General features: G+C 55.3%; 21 protein-coding genes. 17 read left to right on the forward strand and 4 right to left on the reverse strand.

The features are described 5' to 3' along the window. Positions 1–94: 94 nt before the first annotated feature. Both fabB and ACMVME_RS06605 read left to right on the forward strand, forming a co-directional pair. Complete coding sequence (gene fabB / locus ACMVME_RS06600; protein WP_014171039.1) at positions 95–1,312, forward strand: beta-ketoacyl-ACP synthase I; 1,218 nt, start codon at positions 95–97, stop codon at positions 1,310–1,312. A 203-nt stretch (positions 1,313–1,515) separates the two neighbouring features. Then, a complete protein-coding gene (locus ACMVME_RS06605) occupies positions 1,516–2,694 on the forward strand; it encodes an MFS transporter (protein ID WP_020883117.1) in 1,179 nt (392 codons plus the stop codon). A gap of 76 nt (positions 2,695–2,770) precedes the next feature. Here ACMVME_RS06605 and flk read toward each other — a convergent pair whose 3' ends face one another. Continuing rightward, positions 2,771–3,775: a flagella biosynthesis regulator Flk gene (gene flk, locus ACMVME_RS06610; RefSeq protein ID WP_040018049.1), complete on the reverse strand. Its 1,005-nt coding sequence runs from the start codon at positions 3,773–3,775 to the stop codon at positions 2,771–2,773. Positions 3,776–3,889: 114 nt separating this feature from the next. Here flk and pdxB point away from each other — a divergent pair, with 114 nt between their 5' ends. The 15 genes from pdxB (at position 3,890) to hisP (ending at position 17,959) form a co-directional block, all read left to right on the forward strand. Then, a complete protein-coding gene (pdxB, locus tag ACMVME_RS06615; protein ID WP_025203570.1) occupies positions 3,890–5,026 on the forward strand; it encodes a 4-phosphoerythronate dehydrogenase PdxB in 1,137 nt (378 codons plus the stop codon). 67 nt (positions 5,027–5,093) lie between these two features. Next, a complete protein-coding gene (locus tag ACMVME_RS06620; protein WP_014171035.1) occupies positions 5,094–6,107 on the forward strand; it encodes an aspartate-semialdehyde dehydrogenase in 1,014 nt (337 codons plus the stop codon). Beyond that, a complete protein-coding gene (truA, locus tag ACMVME_RS06625) occupies positions 6,107–6,919 on the forward strand; it encodes a tRNA pseudouridine(38-40) synthase TruA (protein ID WP_068794841.1) in 813 nt (270 codons plus the stop codon). Before ACMVME_RS06620 ends, truA begins: the two co-directional genes overlap by 1 nt. A 28-nt stretch (positions 6,920–6,947) precedes the next feature. After that, on the forward strand, positions 6,948–7,607 hold the full coding sequence (locus ACMVME_RS06630) for a DedA family protein (protein ID WP_020883122.1): 660 nt from the start codon (positions 6,948–6,950) through the stop codon (positions 7,605–7,607). Positions 7,608–7,761: 154 nt separating this feature from the next. Next, positions 7,762–8,667: an acetyl-CoA carboxylase, carboxyltransferase subunit beta gene (accD, locus tag ACMVME_RS06635; RefSeq protein ID WP_020883123.1), complete on the forward strand. Its 906-nt coding sequence runs from the start codon at positions 7,762–7,764 to the stop codon at positions 8,665–8,667. Positions 8,668–8,734: 67 nt separating this feature from the next. Beyond that, complete coding sequence (folC, locus tag ACMVME_RS06640) at positions 8,735–10,003, forward strand: bifunctional tetrahydrofolate synthase/dihydrofolate synthase (protein ID WP_025203572.1); 1,269 nt, start codon at positions 8,735–8,737, stop codon at positions 10,001–10,003. Continuing rightward, entirely contained in the window at positions 9,993–10,694 is a 702-nt protein-coding gene (gene dedD, locus ACMVME_RS06645) for a cell division protein DedD (protein ID WP_414743403.1), read from the forward strand. The genes folC and dedD overlap by 11 nt, the downstream gene beginning before the upstream one ends. A 211-nt stretch (positions 10,695–10,905) precedes the next feature. Continuing rightward, complete coding sequence (gene cvpA / locus ACMVME_RS06650) at positions 10,906–11,394, forward strand: colicin V production protein (RefSeq protein ID WP_000262116.1); 489 nt, start codon at positions 10,906–10,908, stop codon at positions 11,392–11,394. Positions 11,395–11,430: 36 nt separating this feature from the next. Continuing rightward, the gene (gene purF, locus ACMVME_RS06655; protein ID WP_014171028.1) at positions 11,431–12,948 is read left to right on the forward strand and encodes an amidophosphoribosyltransferase; all 1,518 of its coding nucleotides are present in this window, start codon (positions 11,431–11,433) and stop codon (positions 12,946–12,948) included. 89 nt (positions 12,949–13,037) lie between these two features. Beyond that, positions 13,038–13,607, forward strand: coding sequence for a UbiX family flavin prenyltransferase (locus ACMVME_RS06660; RefSeq protein WP_014171027.1), 570 nt, complete (start codon positions 13,038–13,040; stop codon positions 13,605–13,607). Positions 13,608–13,897: 290 nt separating this feature from the next. Next, a complete protein-coding gene (gene argT / locus ACMVME_RS06665; RefSeq protein WP_014171026.1) occupies positions 13,898–14,680 on the forward strand; it encodes a lysine/arginine/ornithine ABC transporter substrate-binding protein ArgT in 783 nt (260 codons plus the stop codon). Between the two features lie 226 nt (positions 14,681–14,906). Then, positions 14,907–15,689 (forward strand): histidine ABC transporter substrate-binding protein HisJ, encoded by a 783-nt coding sequence (gene hisJ, locus ACMVME_RS06670; RefSeq protein WP_020883126.1) that lies wholly within the window; start codon positions 14,907–14,909, stop codon positions 15,687–15,689. A gap of 88 nt (positions 15,690–15,777) precedes the next feature. Further along, on the forward strand, positions 15,778–16,464 hold the full coding sequence (locus ACMVME_RS06675) for a histidine ABC transporter permease HisQ (RefSeq protein WP_020883127.1): 687 nt from the start codon (positions 15,778–15,780) through the stop codon (positions 16,462–16,464). Beyond that, positions 16,461–17,177 carry an ABC transporter permease gene (locus ACMVME_RS06680; protein WP_008502590.1) on the forward strand — a complete coding sequence of 239 codons (717 nt, stop codon included), beginning with the start codon at positions 16,461–16,463 and terminating at the stop codon, positions 17,175–17,177. The genes ACMVME_RS06675 and ACMVME_RS06680 overlap by 4 nt, the downstream gene beginning before the upstream one ends. Positions 17,178–17,185: 8 nt before the next feature. Next, positions 17,186–17,959 (forward strand): histidine ABC transporter ATP-binding protein HisP, encoded by a 774-nt coding sequence (gene hisP, locus ACMVME_RS06685; protein ID WP_020883129.1) that lies wholly within the window; start codon positions 17,186–17,188, stop codon positions 17,957–17,959. Positions 17,960–18,006: 47 nt separating this feature from the next. Here the strand turns inward: hisP and ACMVME_RS06690 are convergent, their stop codons facing one another. From ACMVME_RS06690 to folX, 3 genes are read right to left on the reverse strand one after another with little or no spacing between them, the layout of a single operon-like run. Next, positions 18,007–18,516 (reverse strand): GNAT family N-acetyltransferase, encoded by a 510-nt coding sequence (locus ACMVME_RS06690; RefSeq protein ID WP_032678617.1) that lies wholly within the window; start codon positions 18,514–18,516, stop codon positions 18,007–18,009. Positions 18,517–18,557: 41 nt separating this feature from the next. Further along, on the reverse strand, positions 18,558–19,451 hold the full coding sequence (locus ACMVME_RS06695) for a TIGR01777 family oxidoreductase (RefSeq protein WP_014171021.1): 894 nt from the start codon (positions 19,449–19,451) through the stop codon (positions 18,558–18,560). 13 nt (positions 19,452–19,464) lie between these two features. Then, entirely contained in the window at positions 19,465–19,833 is a 369-nt protein-coding gene (gene folX, locus ACMVME_RS06700; RefSeq protein ID WP_020883131.1) for a dihydroneopterin triphosphate 2'-epimerase, read from the reverse strand. Positions 19,834–19,842: the final 9 nt, after the last annotated feature.

The following is a 19,842-nucleotide window of genomic DNA, read 5'->3' on the forward strand; positions in this document are numbered from 1 at the left end:
CCGCAGAAAATGTCTGATCGGACTTGTTCGGCGTACAAGTGTACGCTATTGTGCGACTCGAAACTTAATATAGTGCGACTTACAGAGGTATTGAATGAAACGTGCAGTGATTACTGGCCTGGGCATCGTTTCCAGCATCGGTAATAACCAGCAGGAAGTCCTGGCATCTCTGCGTGAAGGACGCTCCGGGATCACTTTCTCTGAAGAGTTTAAAGATTCAGGTATGCGTAGCCACGTATGGGGTAACGTCAAACTGGACACCACCGGTTTGATTGACCGTAAAGTGGTTCGTTTCATGAACGATGCCTCTATTTATGCTTATCTCTCCATGCAGGAAGCGATTGCGGATGCGGGTCTGAGCGCGGAAGTTTACCAGAACAACCCACGCGTAGGTCTGATCGCCGGTTCCGGTGGCTCATCTAAAGCGCAGGTTTTTGGTGCCGACGCAATGCGTAGCCCACGTGGTCTGAAAGCGGTAGGTCCTTATGTTGTGACTAAAGCTATGGGTTCAGCGGTTTCCGCTTGCCTGGCGACCCCGTTCAAAATCCACGGCGTTAACTACTCCATCAGCTCTGCCTGTGCGACCTCCGCACACTGCATCGGTAATGCGGTTGAGCAGATCCAACTGGGTAAACAGGACATCGTGTTTGCTGGCGGCGGCGAAGAACTGGGCTGGGAAATGGCCTGTGAATTCGACGCAATGGGGGCACTGTCCACCAAATATAACGAAACTCCGGATAAAGCATCCCGTACCTATGATGCGCACCGTGACGGTTTCGTTATCGCAGGCGGCGGCGGTATGGTTGTGGTTGAAGAGCTGGAGCACGCGCTGGCGCGTGGTGCGCACATCTACGCTGAGATCGTGGGCTACGGTGCAACGTCTGACGGCGCTGACATGGTGGCTCCATCCGGTGAAGGCGCAGTGCGCTGCATGAAGATGGCGATGCACGGCGTTGACACACCAATCGACTACCTGAACTCCCACGGTACCTCTACTCCGGTAGGCGACGTGAAAGAGTTGGGTGCGATCCGTGAAGTGTTCGGTGACAACAGCCCGGCTATCTCTGCGACCAAAGCCATGACCGGTCACTCTCTGGGTGCTGCTGGCGTTCAGGAAGCGATCTACTCTCTGCTGATGCTGGAAAATGGCTTTATCGCCCCAAGCATCAACATTGACGAGATGGACGAGCAGGCCGCAGGTCTGAACATCGTGACCCAGCCAAAAGAAGCGACACTGACTACCGTCATGTCCAACAGCTTCGGTTTCGGCGGTACTAACGCCACGCTGGTGATGCGTAAGTACAACGCATAAGTTCTGACTGATTCAAAAGGGGAGCCTGACGGCTCCTTTTTTATGCATTGACAAGCGGCTGATCTCGCAGGCAAACTTCCTACCTCAACATTATCCTCACGATAATGCGTAAGCGTTCAACGTCAACCAACGCACCTAAATCCTGGTTATCAGGAAGAGGGTCGTGGTTTTTCCCCGCCTTACTCTTCATTTCGGAGTAAAGCATGACTGCAGTCACTCAAACAGAAACAACCTCTTCAGCGAACGTCTCGCTGTTTCGCATCGCGTTTGCGGTGTTCCTGACCTATATGACCGTCGGCCTGCCGCTGCCGGTGATCCCGCTGTTTGTTCATCAGGAGCTGGGCTATGGCAACACCATGGTCGGCGTCGCTGTGGGTATTCAGTTCCTGGCTACGGTATTAACCCGCGGTTATGCCGGACGTCTGGCGGATCAGCACGGGGCAAAACGCTCGGCGTTACAGGGCATGTTTGCCTGTGGTCTGGCGGGAGGTGCATGGCTGCTGGCCGCTCTCCTGCCGGTTGACGCTGCGTATAAATTTGCGCTGCTGATCGTGGGGCGTTTAATCCTGGGCTTTGGTGAAAGCCAGCTCCTGACCGGTACGCTGACATGGGGTATGGGACTGGTGGGGCCTGCACGCTCCGGCAAAGTCATGTCCTGGAATGGCATGGCCATTTATGGCGCGCTTGCCGCAGGCGCCCCGCTCGGGTTGCTTATCCACAGCCACTTTGGCTTTGCCGCGCTGGCAGCGACCACCCTGATGCTGCCGCTGCTGGCATGGGCATTCAACGGTCCGGTGCGTAAAGTCCCTGCCCATAAAGGGGAGCGCCCGTCTTTGTGGAGCGTGGTGGGTCAAATCTGGCAGCCGGGCCTTGGCCTGGCCCTGCAGGGCGTCGGTTTTGCGGTAATTGGTACGTTCGTCTCGCTCTACTTTGTGAGCCGCGGCTGGGCGATGGCAGGTTTTACGCTGACCGCCTTTGGTGGCGCATTTGTCTTAATGCGCGTGCTGTTCGGCTGGATGCCGGATCGTTTTGGTGGCGTGAAGGTTGCAGTGGCATCACTGGTGATTGAAACCCTGGGTCTGCTGTTACTGTGGAGTGCACCCGTTGCGTCCGTAGCGTTGTTAGGCGCGGCATTGACCGGCTGCGGATGTTCGCTTATTTTCCCGGCGCTGGGCGTGGAGGTGGTAAAACGTGTCGCCCCACAGGTGCGTGGCACGGCGCTTGGCGGCTATGCGGCGTTTCAGGATATCTCATACGGGGTAACTGGGCCGCTGGCAGGTCTGTTAGCGACATCGTTCGGGTATCCGTCTGTTTTCCTGGCGGGCGCGGTTGCAGCGGTTGTGGGCATTGTGGTGACGCTGGTGGCGTTTCGTCAGTCTTAGCGGTTAAGTGCCGGGGCGGCAAGCCTTCCCCGGTATGCTGTCGGCCCGGCAGGCGTAGCGCCACCGGGCGAAACCGTTATGCGACCAGCCAGAAAATCGCCAGTGCAATCATTAACGCAATAAACATCAACCCTGGACGGGCAGAGAGGGTTCTGAACGTTTCCATCACCGGCGCAAACAGCGGATTGTAGATTGGCTGAATGTTTCGTGCTTCCGGCACGCCCCCTTCGCGTTCGGCGCGGCGAACGAAAATCTGATTGAGCACATCCTGCACCTGCGCGGTGGTCAGTACCGTTTGCGGTGTGGCCTGCCAGGTTTGCTGGGCGTAATCACGAATGGCGTCAAATTCGTTCGGCTCCAGCGGCTGCTTAAGTGCCGCCTGAACCGTGTGCAGGGTTGGAGCGGTCTGGGTGCTGAGCGTCTGACGCGCCTGTAGCCAGGTCACCAGATGCGTAAACTGTTTCGCCGGGATCAGCTCGCCCGCTTTTACGCCGGAGAGTTCCAGCATTGATTGCCAGATAAGCTTCGTCGGTTCGCCGGTGGCGGCGGCCAGCTTGGTCACCATCTGCTTGAGCGTATTGTGCTCGGCAGGCAGCAGCGGACGCTCGGTCGCAGGGCGTTGCTGAGGCTGTGGAATTGACAGCTGATTGGTTTGCAGCAGCGTCAGTACGGTTTTGAGCTGTTCCGGGGTCAGCTGGCTCAGGGCGGTCTGACCAAACTGCTGGCGAATAAAATCACTCACCGCCTGGCGGTTATTTCCATGGCCCAACAGCTCGGTCAGCTGCGAGACAATCTGGCGTGTGCTGTGATTCTGCTGTGCAGTATCAATCCGCTGGTTCAGGTTTTGCTCGGCAGCAGGGAAATGGCGCGACTGCAAAGGTGCGTCGTTCCTGACACCTAAATCGTGCTTTACCCCAGCCCAGACTTCCGCGTTTTGCTGCGACGTCAGCGCGATCAGACGCGTGATCAGTCGCTCCAGCACGGTGCGCTGTTGTGTGGATAGCGGTTGTTCGCCTGCAACGTTTGGCGTGACAGGGCCTTCACCCGGAGGGCGCGGCGGCGTACCTGAAATGGGCTGCATCGTCAAAAAATCCTTAAAGTCAAAACTCAGCGTAAACCTGGCAGACGTATATGCCTGGCGGCCAGATTATGGCACACTTGATGGGTTTTCTTCCTCTCAAACAGGTACTCAGACGTGAAAATCCTCGTTGATGAAAATATGCCTTATGCCCGCGAGCTCTTTAGCCGCCTCGGCAACGTTAAGGCTGTCCCGGGTCGGCCGATCCCGGTAAACGAGCTGGATGATGCAGACGCGCTGATGGTGCGCTCGGTAACCAAAGTAAATGAGGCGTTGCTCTCCGGCAAAGCGGTGAAATTTGTCGGGACCGCAACGGCAGGGACGGATCATGTGGATGATAAATGGCTTAAGCAGGCGGGGATCGGTTTTTCAGCCGCGCCGGGCTGCAACGCCATTGCGGTCGTGGAATATGTCTTCTCCTCTCTGCTGATGCTGGCAGAGCGCGACGGTTTTGCGTTGCAGGACCGTACCGTCGGGATTGTTGGTGTGGGCAACGTGGGCGGGCGCCTGCATAAACGTCTTGAGGCGTTAGGCATTCGCACTCTGCTGTGCGATCCGCCGCGTAAAGACAACGGTGATGAAGGCGACTTCCGTTCGCTGGATGAACTGGTTGCACAGTGCGATGTGATCACTTTCCATACGCCGCTGTTTAAAGAGGGGCCTTATAAGTCGCTGCACCTTGCTGACGAAGCCCTGATCCGTCGTCTGAAGCCTGGCACTATTCTGATAAATGCCTGCCGGGGTCCGGTGGTCGATAACCTTGCGCTGCTGAAATGTCTGGACGAGGGGCAAGCGCTTAGCGTGGTGCTGGACGTCTGGGAGCCGGAGCCTGAGCTTAACGTTGCGCTGCTTAACAAGGTGGACGTCGCAACGGCGCATATAGCCGGTTATACCCTTGAAGGAAAAGCCCGCGGCACGACGCAGGTCTTTGAGGCCTATAGCGCCTTTATCGGCCATCCACAGCAGGTGGCGCTGGATACCTTACTGCCTGCGCCTGAATTTGGCCGCATTACCCTGCACGGGCCACTCGATCAGGCAACGCTGAAACGACTGGTCCATTTGGTGTATGATGTGCGCCGCGATGACGCGCTGCTGCGTAAAGTGGCGGGTATTCCGGGTGAGTTTGATAAGCTGCGCAAGAACTATGTTGAGCGCCGCGAGTGGTCTTCCCTGTATGTGATTTGCGACGACGCAACGGCTGCGACGCAGCTGCATAAACTGGGTTTTAACGCCGTTCATCACCCGGCACATTAATGTCTTCTTAATGCTCCCTGTTGGATACTCCGACAGGGACGCTTTTTTATTTCTGGAGTAAACCACCATGTCTGAAGGCTGGAACATTGCCATTTTAGGTGCCACGGGTGCCGTGGGTGAAGCCCTGCTCGAAACCCTTGCTGAGCGTCAGTTCCCGGTGGGTGATATCTATGCGCTGGCGCGTACAGATAGCGCGGGTGAACATCTGCGTTTTGGCGGTAAATCTGTCATGGTTCAGGATGCGGCCGGGTTCGACTGGACTCAGGCGCAGCTGGCGTTTTTTGCAGCCGGTGCTGAGGCTACGGCGTCTTACATTGAAGAGGCCACCAACTCGGGTTGTCTGGTGATTGATTTAAGCGGTCTGTTCGCGCTTGAGCCGGATGTGCCGCTGGTGGTGCCGGATGTGAACCCGTTTGTGCTGGCAGACTACCGTAACCGCAACGTTATCGCCGTACCGAACAGCCTGACCAGTCAGCTGCTTACCGCGCTGAAACCGCTGATCGATGAAGGCGGCCTGTCGCGTATCTTCGTCACCAGCCTGCTGTCTGCGTCTGCCAACGGCAAGCAAGCGGTTAACGCGCTGGCCGGGCAGAGCGCGAAATTGCTGAGCGGCGTTCCGATTGATGAAGACGACTATTTTGGTCGCCAGCTGGCGTTTAACATGCTGCCACTGCTGCCGGATCGCGAAGGCAGCGTGCGCGAAGAGCGCCGTATTGTCGATGAAGTCCGCAAAATCCTGCAGGATGACGGCCTGATGATCTCTGCCAGCTGCGTGCAGTCTCCTGTCTTCTACGGCCACGCGCAGATGGTCGGTTTTGAAGCGCTGCGCCCGCTCGCCGCAGAAGAAGCGCGTGACGCGTTTGGTCGCGGTGAGGATATCGCCCTCTCCGAAGAGAGTGAGTTCCCGACGCAGGTTGGTGATGCGACCGGTAGTGCACATCTGTCTGTTGGCTGCGTGCGTAACGATTACGGAATGCCTGAGCAGATCCAGTTCTGGTCAGTTGCCGATAACGTTCGCTTTGGCGGCGCGCTGATGGCGGTGAAAATTGCGGAGAAACTCGTGCAGGAGTACCTGTACTGATGTCAGACGTGGATCACAAGCCTGTTCATAAAATTGCCCTCGGTATTGAGTACGATGGCAGTAAGTATTATGGCTGGCAGCGTCAAAATGAGGTGCGCAGCGTCCAGGAAAAACTGGAAAAAGCGCTCTCTCAGGTGGCGAACGAACCGATAGTCGTTTTCTGTGCCGGGCGTACGGATGCCGGCGTTCACGGCACGGGGCAGGTGGTTCATTTTGAAACCACCGCTGTGCGAAAGGACGCCGCATGGACGCTGGGGGTGAATGCGAATTTACCTGGAGACATTGCGGTTCGTTGGGTAAAAGATGTTCCCGAAGATTTTCATGCGCGTTTCAGCGCCACCGCGCGCCGTTATCGCTATGTCATCTACAATCAGCGCCTGCGTCCGGCGGTGTTAAGCCAGGGCGTGACGCATTTTTATGAACCGCTTGATGCTGAACGTATGCATCGTGCGGCGCAGTGTCTGATTGGTGAAAATGACTTTACCTCGTTCCGTGCGGTGCAGTGCCAGTCCCGTACGCCGTGGCGTAATGTCATGCACATAAACGTCAGCCGTTATGGCGCGTATGTGGTGGTGGATATCAAAGCCAATGCCTTTGTACATCATATGGTGCGGAATATTGTGGGCAGCCTGATGGAAGTGGGCGCCGGACACCAGCCGGAGAGCTGGATTGCAGAACTGCTGGCAGCGAAGGACAGAACGCTTGCGGCAGCCACGGCGAAAGCGGAAGGGCTGTATCTGGTCTCGGTAGACTATCCGGATCGGTTTGACCTGCCGAAACCGCCAATGGGCCCGCTGTTTTTAGCGGACTAATCAAAGGTGCAATTAAGGCTTAGAAAAAATGGACGTAATACGTTTTTTGATTGATTTCATCCTGCATATTGATGTTCACCTGGCGGAGCTGGTCGCGCAGTACGGCGTCTGGGTTTACGCTATTCTGTTCCTCATTCTGTTCTGTGAAACCGGTCTGGTTGTCACCCCGTTCCTGCCGGGGGATTCACTTCTGTTCGTGGCCGGCGCGTTATCCGCGTTACCGACTAACGATTTGAATGTGCATCTGATGGTTGTGTTGATGGTTATCGCCGCGATTATTGGTGATGCGGTGAACTACACGATTGGACGGGTGTTTGGTGAGCGGCTTTTCAGCAATCCGGACTCGAAAATTTTCCGTCGCAGCTATCTCGATAAAACCCATGCGTTCTATGAACGCCATGGCGGCAAAACCATTATCCTTGCCCGTTTTGTGCCTATTGTGCGTACATTTGCACCGTTTGTGGCGGGAATGGGGCATATGTCCTATCGTCACTTTGCGGCATATAACGTTGTTGGCGCGCTGCTGTGGGTGTTGCTGTTTACCTATGCCGGCTACCTGTTTGGCGATCTCCCGGTGGTCCAGGAAAACCTTAAGTTACTGATTGTAGCGATTATTGTGCTTTCGGTACTGCCTGGGGTTATTGAGATTATTCGTCACCGACGTGCGGCAGCAAAGCAAGCGAAGTAAATGCATACTGGCGGTTCGACCACTTTTTTATCCAAAGTTTCGGGCTGTTATGTTTTAATGTGCAACATTCATGGTCTGTTGGAGGCAAAAATGGCATTATTCGCCTCTTATAGCAAAACTGGCATACGACCAGGTTCAGGCAGAAAGGTTATCAATGAGCTGGATTGAACGAATTAAAAGCAACATAACCCCGACTCGTAAAGCGAGCATTCCTGAAGGGGTATGGACGAAGTGTGATAGCTGCGGCCAGGTTCTGTACCGCGCAGAGCTGGAACGCAATCTTGAGGTGTGTCCGAAGTGTGACCACCACATGCGTATGACGGCGCGTAATCGCCTGCATAGCCTGCTGGACGAAGGTTCTCTGGTAGAACTGGGTAGCGAGCTTGAGCCAAAAGACGTGCTGAAGTTCCGTGATTCCAAAAAATACAAAGACCGTCTGGCCTCTGCACAGAAAGAGACCGGCGAGAAAGACGCGCTGATCGTCATGAAAGGCACCCTGCACACGATGCCGGTGGTAGCTGCCGCGTTTGAGTTCTCCTTTATGGGGGGCTCAATGGGCTCTGTCGTGGGTGCGCGCTTTGTGCGTGCCGTTGAGCAGGCGCTGGAAGACAACTGCCCGCTGATCTGCTTCTCCGCCTCCGGTGGTGCACGTATGCAGGAAGCGCTGATGTCGCTGATGCAGATGGCGAAAACCTCTGCTGCGCTGGCGAAAATGCAGGAGCGCGGTTTGCCGTACATCTCCGTGCTGACCGACCCGACGATGGGTGGCGTTTCCGCAAGCTTTGCCATGCTGGGCGATCTGAACATCGCTGAGCCGAAAGCGCTGATCGGTTTTGCGGGTCCCCGCGTCATCGAACAGACCGTACGTGAAAAACTGCCGCCGGGCTTCCAGCGCAGTGAGTTCCTCATCGAAAAAGGCGCTATCGACATGATCGTCCGCCGTCCGGAGATGCGCCTGAAACTGGCAAGCATCCTGGCGAAGCTGATGAATCTGCCAGCGCCGAACCCGGATGAGCCGCGCGAAGGCGTGGTGGTACCGGATCAGGAACCCGAGGCCTGATAACTGAAAAGGGCAGGGCCGGATGGCGCTGCCCTTTTGCTTTCTCAACTGTTAATGACCGGGCATCATGGAAAATAAAAGCATTCCCCAAGCCACGTCGCCCCTGGCCGCGTGGCTTTCTTATCTGGAAAACCTGCACAGTAAAACCATCGATATGGGGCTTGAGCGCGTAAGCCAGGTTGCCGCGCGTCTCGACGTACTGAAACCAGCGCCGTTTGTGTTCACCGTTGCCGGAACGAACGGTAAAGGCACGACGTGTCGCACGCTGGAATCTGTCCTGATGGCAGCAGGCTATAAGGTTGGTGTTTACAGCTCTCCACACCTCGTGCGGTATACCGAGCGGGTGCGTGTGCAAAATCGCGAGCTGCCGGAATCAGCGCATACCGCCTCTTTCGCGGAAATTGAAGCCGCGCGCGGTGAAATTTCATTAACCTATTTTGAATACGGCACTCTGTCGGCACTGTGGTTGTTTAAGCAGGCGCAGCTGGACGTGGTGATTCTGGAAGTCGGCCTCGGCGGGCGTCTTGATGCCACCAACATGGTGGATGCGGATGTGGCCGTCGTGACCAGCATTGCGCTGGATCATACCGACTGGCTGGGGCCGGATCGCGAAAGCATTGGTCGCGAGAAAGCCGGGATTTTCCGGGCGAATAAACCTGCCGTGGTCGGCGAGCCGGATATGCCGCACACCATTGCAGAGGTGGCGAATGAGACGGGGGCGCGTCTGCTGCGCCGTGGCGTAGACTGGCAGTATGAGGTTCAGGCAGACGGCTGGCGCTTTAGCGATGCGCAGGGCGCACTGGACAACCTGCCATTGCCGCAGGTGCCGCAGCCTAACGCGGCAACCGCGCTGGCGGCATTGCGTGCAAGCGGTCTGGCGGTGAGCGAGCAGGCGATTCGCGAGGGCATTGAGCGGGCGATCCTGCCCGGGCGTTTCCAGATTGTCAGCGAGTCACCGCGCCTGATCCTCGATGTGGCGCACAACCCGCATGCCGCGGCGTATCTCGCGGGACGTCTCAAATCGTTACCAAAAACCGGGCGCGTGCTGGCGGTTATCGGTATGCTTCATGATAAAGATATTGGCGGTACGCTGGCCTGCATGGAGAGTGTGGTCGATAGCTGGTATTGTGCTCCTCTGGAGGGGCCACGCGGGGCGACCGCTGAGCAGTTGATGGAACATCTCGGCAAAGGCGCAATCTATAATAGCGTGGCTCAGGCCTGGCATGCCGCGATGGCGGATGCTAAACCAGAAGATACCGTGCTGGTGTGTGGCTCGTTCCACACGGTGGCACATGTCATGGAAGTGATGGACGCGGGGAGAACCGGTGGCGAGTAAGTTTCAGAACCGTTTAGCAGGAACAATAGTGCTGGTGGCGCTGGGAGTCATTATTCTTCCGGGCCTGCTCGACGGGCAGAAAAAGCACTATCATGATGAGTTTGCAGCCATTCCACTGGTACCGAAACCGGGCGATCGCGACGAGCCGGATATGCTGCCTGCGGCGACACAGGCCCTTCCTGCTCAGCCGCCGGAAGGCGCAGCGGAAGAGGTTCGCGCGGGCGATGCGGCTGCGCCGTCTCTTGATCCGTCTCGTCTGGCGGCGAGCAACACCAACGATATCGATCCTGTACCGGTTCCGGTCGTGCAGCCTAAACCGGCTGAGAAACCGAAGCCGGTCGAAAAAACGCAGCCGAAACCGCAGCGTGATAAAACGAGCGAACAGCTTGCCGCAGCGACAGAGACACCGCCTCCGGCGAAACCGGCTCAGCAGGAAGCCGCTCCGACGGGCAAAGCCTACGTCGTGCAGCTGGGTGCGCTGAAAAATGCCGATAAGGTCAATGAGGTGGTGGGTAAACTGCGCAGTGCGGGATATCGTGTTTACACTTCACCTTCCACGCCGGTACAGGGTAAAATTACCCGTATTCTCGTGGGGCCAGAAGCGTCCAAAGATAAGCTTAAAGGATCGCTGGGTGAGCTGAAGCAGATCTCCGGCCTGAGCGGTGTGGTGATGAGCTACAGCGCGAACTAACCCCTCCCTCACCCTTATCCTTTCTATGAGGAGAGGGTGGGGGGAAGAGTGACGGCAGACGTCCACAGAGACGTAAAAAGCCACGGCGTTGAACATTTTTTCAGCGCCTTTTTTATTTACGCGCGGGAAGGAAATCCCTACGCAAACGTTTTCTTTTTCTGTTAGAATTCGCCCCGAACTGGATGACAGGGCGTTAAATCGTGGGACACATATGGTCTGGATTGATTACGCCATCATTGCGGTGATTGGTTTTTCCTGTCTGGTTAGCCTGATCCGTGGCTTTGTTCGTGAAGCGTTATCGCTGGTAACCTGGGGTTGTGCTTTCTTTGTTGCCAGTCATTACTACACTTACCTGTCTGTCTGGTTCACGGGCTTTGAAGATGAACTGGTCCGAAATGGAATCGCTATCGCGGTGCTGTTTATCGCGACGCTGATTGTCGGCGCTATCGTAAATTACGTGATAGGTCAGCTGGTCGAGAAAACCGGTCTGTCAGGAACAGACAGGGTACTCGGGATCTGTTTCGGCGCACTACGAGGCGTGCTGATTGTGGCCGCGATCCTGTTCTTCCTGGATACCTTTACCGGGTTCTCCAAAAGTGAAGACTGGCAAAAATCGCAGCTCATTCCAGAGTTCAGTTTCATCATCAGATGGTTCTTTGACTATCTGCAAAGCTCGTCGAGTTTCTTGCCCAGAGCGTAATGCGCTCTGAGATGTGGCTTAACGAGGAAAAGACGAATGTGCGGTATTGTCGGTATCGCCGGTTTCATGCCGGTAAACCAGTCGATTTATGACGCGTTAACGGTGCTTCAGCACCGTGGGCAGGATGCTGCGGGTATCATCACCATTGATGCAAACAACTGCTTCCGTTTACGTAAGGCGAATGGTCTGGTAAATGATGTGTTTGAAGCCCGCCATATGCAGCGTCTGCAAGGTAATATGGGGATCGGTCACGTTCGTTATCCTACTGCTGGCAGTTCCAGCGCCTCTGAGGCTCAGCCTTTCTACGTCAACTCACCGTATGGCATCACGCTTGCCCACAATGGCAACCTGACCAACGCGCACGAGCTGCGTAAGAAGTTGTTCGAAGAGAAACGTCGCCACATTAACACCACCTCTGATTCTGAAATTCTGCTCAATATCTTTGCCAGCGAGCTGGACAACTTCCGTCACTACCCGCTGGAAGCAGACAACATTTTTGCCGCCGTTGCCGCGACTAACCGCCAGATCCGTGGTGCGTATGCCTGCGTGGCGATGATTATCGGCCACGGGATGGTTGCCTTCCGCGATCCAAACGGCATCCGCCCGCTGGTGCTCGGTAAGCGCGATCTCGGTGATGGTCGTACCGAATACATGGTTGCCTCTGAAAGCGTGGCGCTGGATACCCTGGGCTTCGAGTTCCTGCGTGATGTTGCGCCTGGCGAAGCGGTCTATATCACTGAGAAGGGCCAGCTGTTCACCCGCCAGTGTGCTGACAACCCGGTGAGCAATCCGTGCCTGTTTGAATATGTTTACTTCGCCCGTCCGGACTCGTTTATCGACAAGATTTCCGTTTACAGCGCGCGCGTGAACATGGGGACAAAACTTGGCGAGAAGATTGCCCGCGAATGGGACGATCTGGATATCGACGTCGTTATTCCTATTCCGGAAACGTCCTGCGATATCGCTCTGGAAATCGCCCGCATTCTGGACAAGCCATACCGTCAGGGGTTTGTGAAAAACCGCTACGTTGGTCGTACCTTTATCATGCCGGGTCAGCAGCTGCGCCGTAAGTCCGTGCGTCGTAAACTGAACGCAAACCGCGCTGAGTTCCGCGACAAAAACGTCCTGCTGGTGGATGACTCCATCGTTCGTGGCACCACCTCAGAACAGATTATTGAGATGGCGCGCGAAGCGGGTGCGAAGAAAGTGTATCTGGCCTCAGCCGCACCGGAAATTCGTTTCCCGAACGTGTACGGCATCGATATGCCAACCGCCAACGAGCTGATCGCTCACGGTCGTGAAGTGGACGAAATTCGTCAGATCATCGGTGCCGACGGCCTGATTTTCCAGGATCTGAACGATCTTATCGACGCAGTACGCGCTGAGAACCCGGATATTCAGCAGTTCGAATGCTCTGTGTTTAATGGCGTCTACGTGACGAAAGACGTTGACCAGCAGTACCTCGATTACCTTGATTCGCTGCGCAACGACGATGCGAAGGCCGTCCAGCTGCAAAACGATCTCGAAAGTTTAGAGATGCACAACGAAGGTTGATGTCTGTGCAAGTGAGGGCATTTGCCCTCACTTGCAACTCCCCGCAAAATCCTGCACAGTCTGCCCTGAAATCAGTTAGGGCGAAAATCATGAAACGACTCATTGTTGGGCTCAGTGGTGCCAGTGGCGCGATTTACGGCGTACGTCTGTTACAGGTGCTGCGTGACGTGGCAGAAGTGGAAACGCATCTGGTCATGAGCCAGGCGGCACGTCAGACCCTCTCTCTTGAAACCGACCTCTCACTGCGTGATGTCCAGGCGCTGGCGGATGTGGTTCACGATGCCCGCGATATCGCCGCCAGCATCTCCTCAGGCTCGTTTAAAACGGCCGGCATGGTTATCCTGCCATGTTCCATTAAAACGCTCTCCGGCATTGTAAACAGCTATACCGACACGCTGGTGACCCGCGCCGCGGACGTGGTGCTGAAGGAGCGTCGTCCTCTGGTTCTCTGCGTGCGGGAAACGCCGCTGCACCTGGGACATCTGCGTTTAATGACTCAGGCTGCTGAACTCGGCGCGGTGATCATGCCACCGGTACCGGCGTTCTATCACCGGCCCGTTTCACTGGATGATGTGATTAATCAGACGGTTAACCGCGTTCTCGATCAGTTTGATATCGACCTGCCCGAAGACCTCTTCACCCGCTGGCAGGGTGCCTGAATCTGTGCACCCACAGCGTGCATGAAAAGATAACGTGCCCTGTTTCAGGGCAATTATGCAACGGCGATCATATCCTCGACATTTAATTCGCTTTTTCCCTTTTTCTCTTTCCGGTTCGTTCGGCAGACCTGCTATCTTTCACCATTAAGGCAATATCGCAACGTTTTATTAACATATTTAACGTCGAACTTTTCACCAGACGGCAATGTGGCATAAGACCTGCAAGAGAAGCCTGCAACACAACACACAACACAATACATAATAAAATCACGGTACTTGAGGGTAAATGTATGAAGAAGACGGTTCTGGCTCTGTCTTTGCTGGTGGGGTTAAGTGCGGCAGCAGGTAGCTACGCAGCGCTTCCACAGACAGTTCGTATCGGTACAGACGCAACCTACGCGCCATTCTCTTCCAAGGATGCGAAAGGCGATTTCGTTGGGTTTGATATCGATCTGGGAAATGAAATGTGCAAACGCATTGCGGTGAAATGCACATGGGTGGGCAGCGACTTTGATGCGTTAATCCCGTCGCTGAAAGCCAAGAAAATCGACGCCATTATCTCTTCTCTCTCTATCACCGAAAAACGTCAGCAGGAGATTGCCTTCTCTGACAAGCTTTACGCTGCAGATTCACGTCTGATTGCCGCTAAAGGCTCCCCGATTCAACCCACCATCGACTCGCTGAAAGGCAAGCATGTCGGCGTGCTTCAGGGCTCAACGCAGGAAGGGTTTGCCAATGCGAACTGGCGTGAGAAGGGCGTCGATGTGGTGGCGTACCAGAACCAGGATCTGATCTACTCTGACCTGGCGGCAGGCCGTCTGGATGCGGCATTCCAGGATGAAGTCGCCGCGAGTGAAGGCTTCCTGAAACAGCCAGCGGGCAAAGAGTACGCTTTTGCTGGCCCGTCCGTGAAAGACAAAAAGTACTTTGGTGACGGTACGGGTATCGGCCTGCGTAAGGACGATACCGAGCTGAAAGCCGCCTTCGACAAAGCGTTTGCTGAGCTGCGTAAAGACGGTACCTACGACAAACTGGCGAAGAAATACTTCGACTTCAACGTCTACGGTGACTAATACCTGACGACAATGCACTGCTGAGGTGCATTGTCAGGCGGGATGATCCAATATGGTGCAATTAATGCACTGTATTGGATCGCTGTGTGCATACTTACGCATTTATAATGCAAAAAATCCCGGCTCAAAGGCATTATTCTTTGCCTGACGGAGGGGATTGATGGCACATTAGCACCACCCCGTCGTCGTAAAAATCCCGGATGTAGACAGTTTGTTGAGGACAGATATGAAAAAACTAGTATTGTCACTTTCTCTGGTGCTGGCCTTTTCCAGCGCCACCGCGGCATTCGCAGCAATTCCGCAGAAAATTCGAATCGGTACCGATCCTACCTATGCACCGTTCGAATCGAAGAATTCTAAAGGTGAATTGGTTGGTTTTGACATCGATCTGGCCAACGAACTGTGCAAACGCATCAAAGCGCAGTGTACCTACGTTGAGAACCCACTGGATGCGCTGATCCCGTCGCTGAAAGCGAAAAAAATCGACGTGATTATGTCCTCGCTCTCCATCACTGAAAAACGCCAGCAGGAGATTGCTTTCACGGACAAACTCTACGCGGCAGATTCACGTCTGGTCGTCGCCAAATCTTCCGACATTCAGCCCACTCTCGAGTCGCTGAAAGGCAAACGCGTGGGTGTGCTGCAGGGGACTACTCAGGAAACCTACGGTAACGAACACTGGGCGCCGAAAGGGATTGAAATCGTCTCTTATCAGGGACAGGAAAATATCTACGCTGACCTGACGGCAGGCCGCATTGACGCGGCGTTCCAGGATGAAGTCGCGGCGAGCGAAGGCTTCCTGAAGCAGCCGGTCGGCAAAGACTATAAGTTTGGCGGTCCATCCATCAAGGATGTGAAGTTGTTTGGTGTAGGCACCGGTATGGGCCTGCGCAAGGAAGACAACGAACTGCGAGAAGCGCTGAACAAAGCGTTTGCCGAAATGCGCGCTGACGGCACGTACGAGAAAATTGCGAAAAAATACTTCGATTTCAATGTTTACGGCGGCTAATCGCCCCGTCAAATAACGTGCAGCCCCTCCCACTGTGGGAGGGGAAAAGACACGGTTCCACCACTCACGATACGACAGGGCTCGCGGTATGCTGTACGGATTTTCTGGCGTTATTTTACAGGGCGCGCTTGTCACCCTTGAGCTGGCTCTCAGCTCCGTGGTGCTGGCGGTGCTGATAGGTCTGGCGGGCGCAGGGGCGAAGCTTTCAGCTAACAAGCCGCTGGCGCTGATTTTTGAAGGCTATACGACGCTGATTCGCGGTGTTCCCGATCTGGTGCTGATGCTTCTGATCTTTTACGGTCTGCAGATTGCGCTTAACAGCGTGACGGACGCAATGGGTATGGGACAAATCGATATCGACCCGATGGTGGCCGGTATCATTACGCTCGGTTTTATCTATGGGGCCTACTTCACCGAAACCTTCCGCGGCGCGTATATGGCTGTGCCGAAAGGCCACATTGAAGCGGCAACCGCATTCGGTTTCACCTCCTCACAGACGTTTCGTCGAATCATGTTCCCGGCCATGATGCGCTATGCGCTTCCAGGTATCGGTAACAACTGGCAGGTTATTCTTAAGGCAACCGCGCTGGTCTCTCTGCTTGGCCTGGAAGATGTGGTGAAAGCAACCCAGCTTGCCGGCAAAAGCACCTGGGAGCCGTTCTACTTTGCGGTGGTATGTGGCGTAATCTATCTGGTCTTTACGACCGCCTCCAATGGTGTGCTGCTTCTGCTCGAACGTCGCTACTCCGTGGGTGTGAAGAGGGCTGATCTGTGATTGAGATTATTCAGGAATACTGGAAATCGCTGCTGTGGACAGATGGCTATCGCTTCACCGGCGTCGCCATTACGCTCTGGCTTCTGATCTCCTCCGTGGTGATGGGCGGCATTCTGGCGGTATTTCTTGCCATTGGTCGTGTGTCGAACAATAAATTTATCCAGTTCCCAATCTGGTTGTTTACCTATGTGTTTCGCGGTACGCCGCTATACGTGCAGCTGCTGGTGTTCTATTCGGGGATGTACACGCTTGAGATCGTAAAAGGCACTGAAATGCTCAATGCGTTCTTCCGCAGCGGTCTGAACTGTACGGTGCTGGCATTGACGCTCAATACCTGCGCCTATACCACCGAGATTTTCGCAGGGGCGATTCGCTCTGTCCCGTACGGTGAAATTGAAGCGGCGCGTGCGTACGGCTTCTCCTCCGTGAAGCTTTACCGTTGCATCATTCTGCCGTCGGCGCTGCGTATTGCGTTACCGGCGTACAGTAACGAAGTGATTCTGATGCTGCACTCCACGGCGCTGGCCTTTACCGCCACGGTGCCGGACTTACTGAAGATTGCCCGGGATATTAACTCGGCAACCTATCAGCCGTTTACCGCATTCGGTATTGCGGCAGTGCTTTATTTGATAATTTCATACGTCCTGATTAGCCTGTTCCGTAAGGCAGAAAAACGCTGGTTGCAGCATATAAAACCTTCTTCGACGCACTGAGAATGATGATGGCTGAGAACAAATTAAACGTTATTGATCTGCACAAACGCTACGGCGAACATGAAGTGCTGAAAGGGGTGTCGCTGCAGGCAAACGCGGGCGATGTCATCAGTATTATCGGCTCATCCGGCTCCGGTAAAAGTACTTTCCTGCGCTGCATTAACTTCCTCGAAAAACCGAGCGAAGGCTCAATTGTGGTGAGCGGGCAGAACATCAATCTGGTGCGTGACAAAGACGGCCAGCTGAAGGTGGCGGATAAAAATCAGCTGCGTCTGTTGCGTACGCGCCTGACGATGGTTTTCCAGCACTTTAATCTCTGGAGCCATATGACGGTGCTGGAGAACGTAATGGAAGCGCCAATCCAGGTGCTGGGTCTCAGCAAACAGGACGCCCGCGACCGTGCGGTGAAATACCTGGCGAAAGTGGGTATTGATGAGCGCCAGCAGATGAAGTATCCGGTACATCTGTCCGGCGGGCAGCAGCAGCGTGTATCCATTGCCCGTGCGCTGGCGATGGAGCCGGAAGTCTTGCTGTTCGACGAACCGACCTCCGCGCTGGACCCGGAACTCGTTGGCGAAGTGCTGCGCATCATGCAGAAGCTCGCCGAAGAGGGCAAAACGATGGTGGTGGTGACGCACGAGATGGGCTTTGCCCGGAACGTCTCTAACCACGTCATCTTCCTGCATCAGGGTAAAATCGAAGAGCAGGGGCATCCCGATGAGGTGTTAGCGAACCCGCAAAGCCCGCGTCTGCAGCAGTTCCTGAAGGGGTCTTTGAAGTAGGTTTAGCCTTTCCCCTCTCCCTGTGGGAGAGGGCCGGAGTGTGGGCATCAGACCGCACCACACTCCAGTCGATACACCCAGTCGTCATACCGCACACCGTTAATCTCATACGCTTTTTCCAGCACCTGCGTGCGCACAAAACCCGCTTTCTCCAGTACCCGGACTGATCCGCCGTTGTCTGCCAGCACATATGCGTTAATCGCCTTTACGCCCGTCTGGTTAAATGCGTAGTCACACACCGCGCGCAGTGCCTCACTGGCGATGCCCTGGCCTTGCGCGGCAGGCACGACCGTATAGCCGATATCCGCCTCTTCACGATTTTCAGCGCTGATTTGCAGGCCGATATCGCCCAGCGGGGTCTCTTCATCGCGTAAGCGGATAACGAACACATGCGCTGCCGTCAGACGTGCGGCAAACAGGCGTCGGGTCTCTTTTTCCGGGGCGATAGCGGCCATATACTGCATGATGGCGCGATCCTCGCGCAGGGCACGGAAAAAAGGCCAGTCAGTGGGTTCGAAGGGGGTGAGATGGAGCCGGGGAGTGGTAATGGTTGCCATAGATATGCCATTTCGTCGGAACATGGCATATCACTGTAACATTATCTCACCACATCCCCCAGCGCCTCTTCTAAGTCATACCAGCGGAACGCAAACCCGGCCGCTTCCAGCCGTTTTGGCAGGGCCCGTTGCCCGCCTAATACCAGCACGGACGCTTCACCCATCATCAGGCGGATCACCGTAGCAGGCACGCGCAAAATCGCCGGGCGATGCAGGGCATGTCCGAGAGCATGGGCAAACTGTTCGTTACGCACCGGGTAGGGCGCAACCATATTAAACGGCCCGCGCAGATCGTTATCCAGCAGCCAGAGAATACCGTTGACCATATCGTCGATATGGATCCATGCCAGATACTGACGGCCATTGCCGATTGGCCCGCCAAGACCGAGCCTGAAAGGGGGGAGCATCTTCGCCAGAATGCCGCCTTTCGGGGCAAGGACCACACCGGTGCGTAGCAGGCAGACGCGGGTATGATCGCTTTGCGCAGCACAGGCGATACGCTCCCACTGGGCGCAAAGTTTATGGGTGAACTCGTTGTGGGGCGGCTCTTCTTCCGTTACCACCACCTCGCCGAGATCGCCGTAATACCCTACGGCAGAACCCGAAATGAGAACCGACGGCGGGGTATGACTGTTGCGGATAAGCTCAACCAGCTTCTCGGTAAGGGTCCACCGGCTGCTGCACAGGAGCTGTTTTTGCTCTTCCGTCCAGCGCTTATCGGCGATCGGTTCGCCTGCCAGGTTGATGACGGCGTCAAACCCGTCCAGATTCTGCTGCTCGGCCAGATTTCTCCAGATGTCGATACCTGCGCCCAGCACCTGGCGCGCTTTCTCTGGACTGCGCGTCACCACGGTAATGTCGTGATGCAACGCCTGCAGACGCGCAATGAGATGGCGACCAATCAGGCCGGTACCGCCGGTCAGCAAAATCTTCATACAACCTCCAGGGTTACGCCTGGCGTTGCCAGCTTAACGTCATCGAGACGGAATCGGCGTAACGCAGGGCGTGAAGTTTATCGATCTCTACTTCAGCATAAGTGACCCAGTGATGATCGCGTGCGATGTCGAGCACATCCTGAGTTAATTTTTCCAGTAAAGAGAAGCGGTTGTTTTCCACGTACTGGATGATTTTTTTGGTTATCGTGCGGTAGTTCAGCGCATCATTAATATCTTCGCTGGCCCGCGCTTTCTCAGCCGGGTAGTGGATAACCACATTAATCACGATATCCTGACGGTTGGCGATCTCTTCCTCTTTGATACCGATGAAGGTGCGTAGGCGTAAATTTTTTATACGAATAATAGCGTCATGCTGTGACATTGCAGGTCT

The sequence above is a fragment of the Enterobacter cloacae complex sp. 2024EL-00711 genome (assembly GCF_047529885.1).
In the GTDB taxonomy this organism is placed as follows: domain Bacteria; phylum Pseudomonadota; class Gammaproteobacteria; order Enterobacterales; family Enterobacteriaceae; genus Enterobacter; species Enterobacter ludwigii.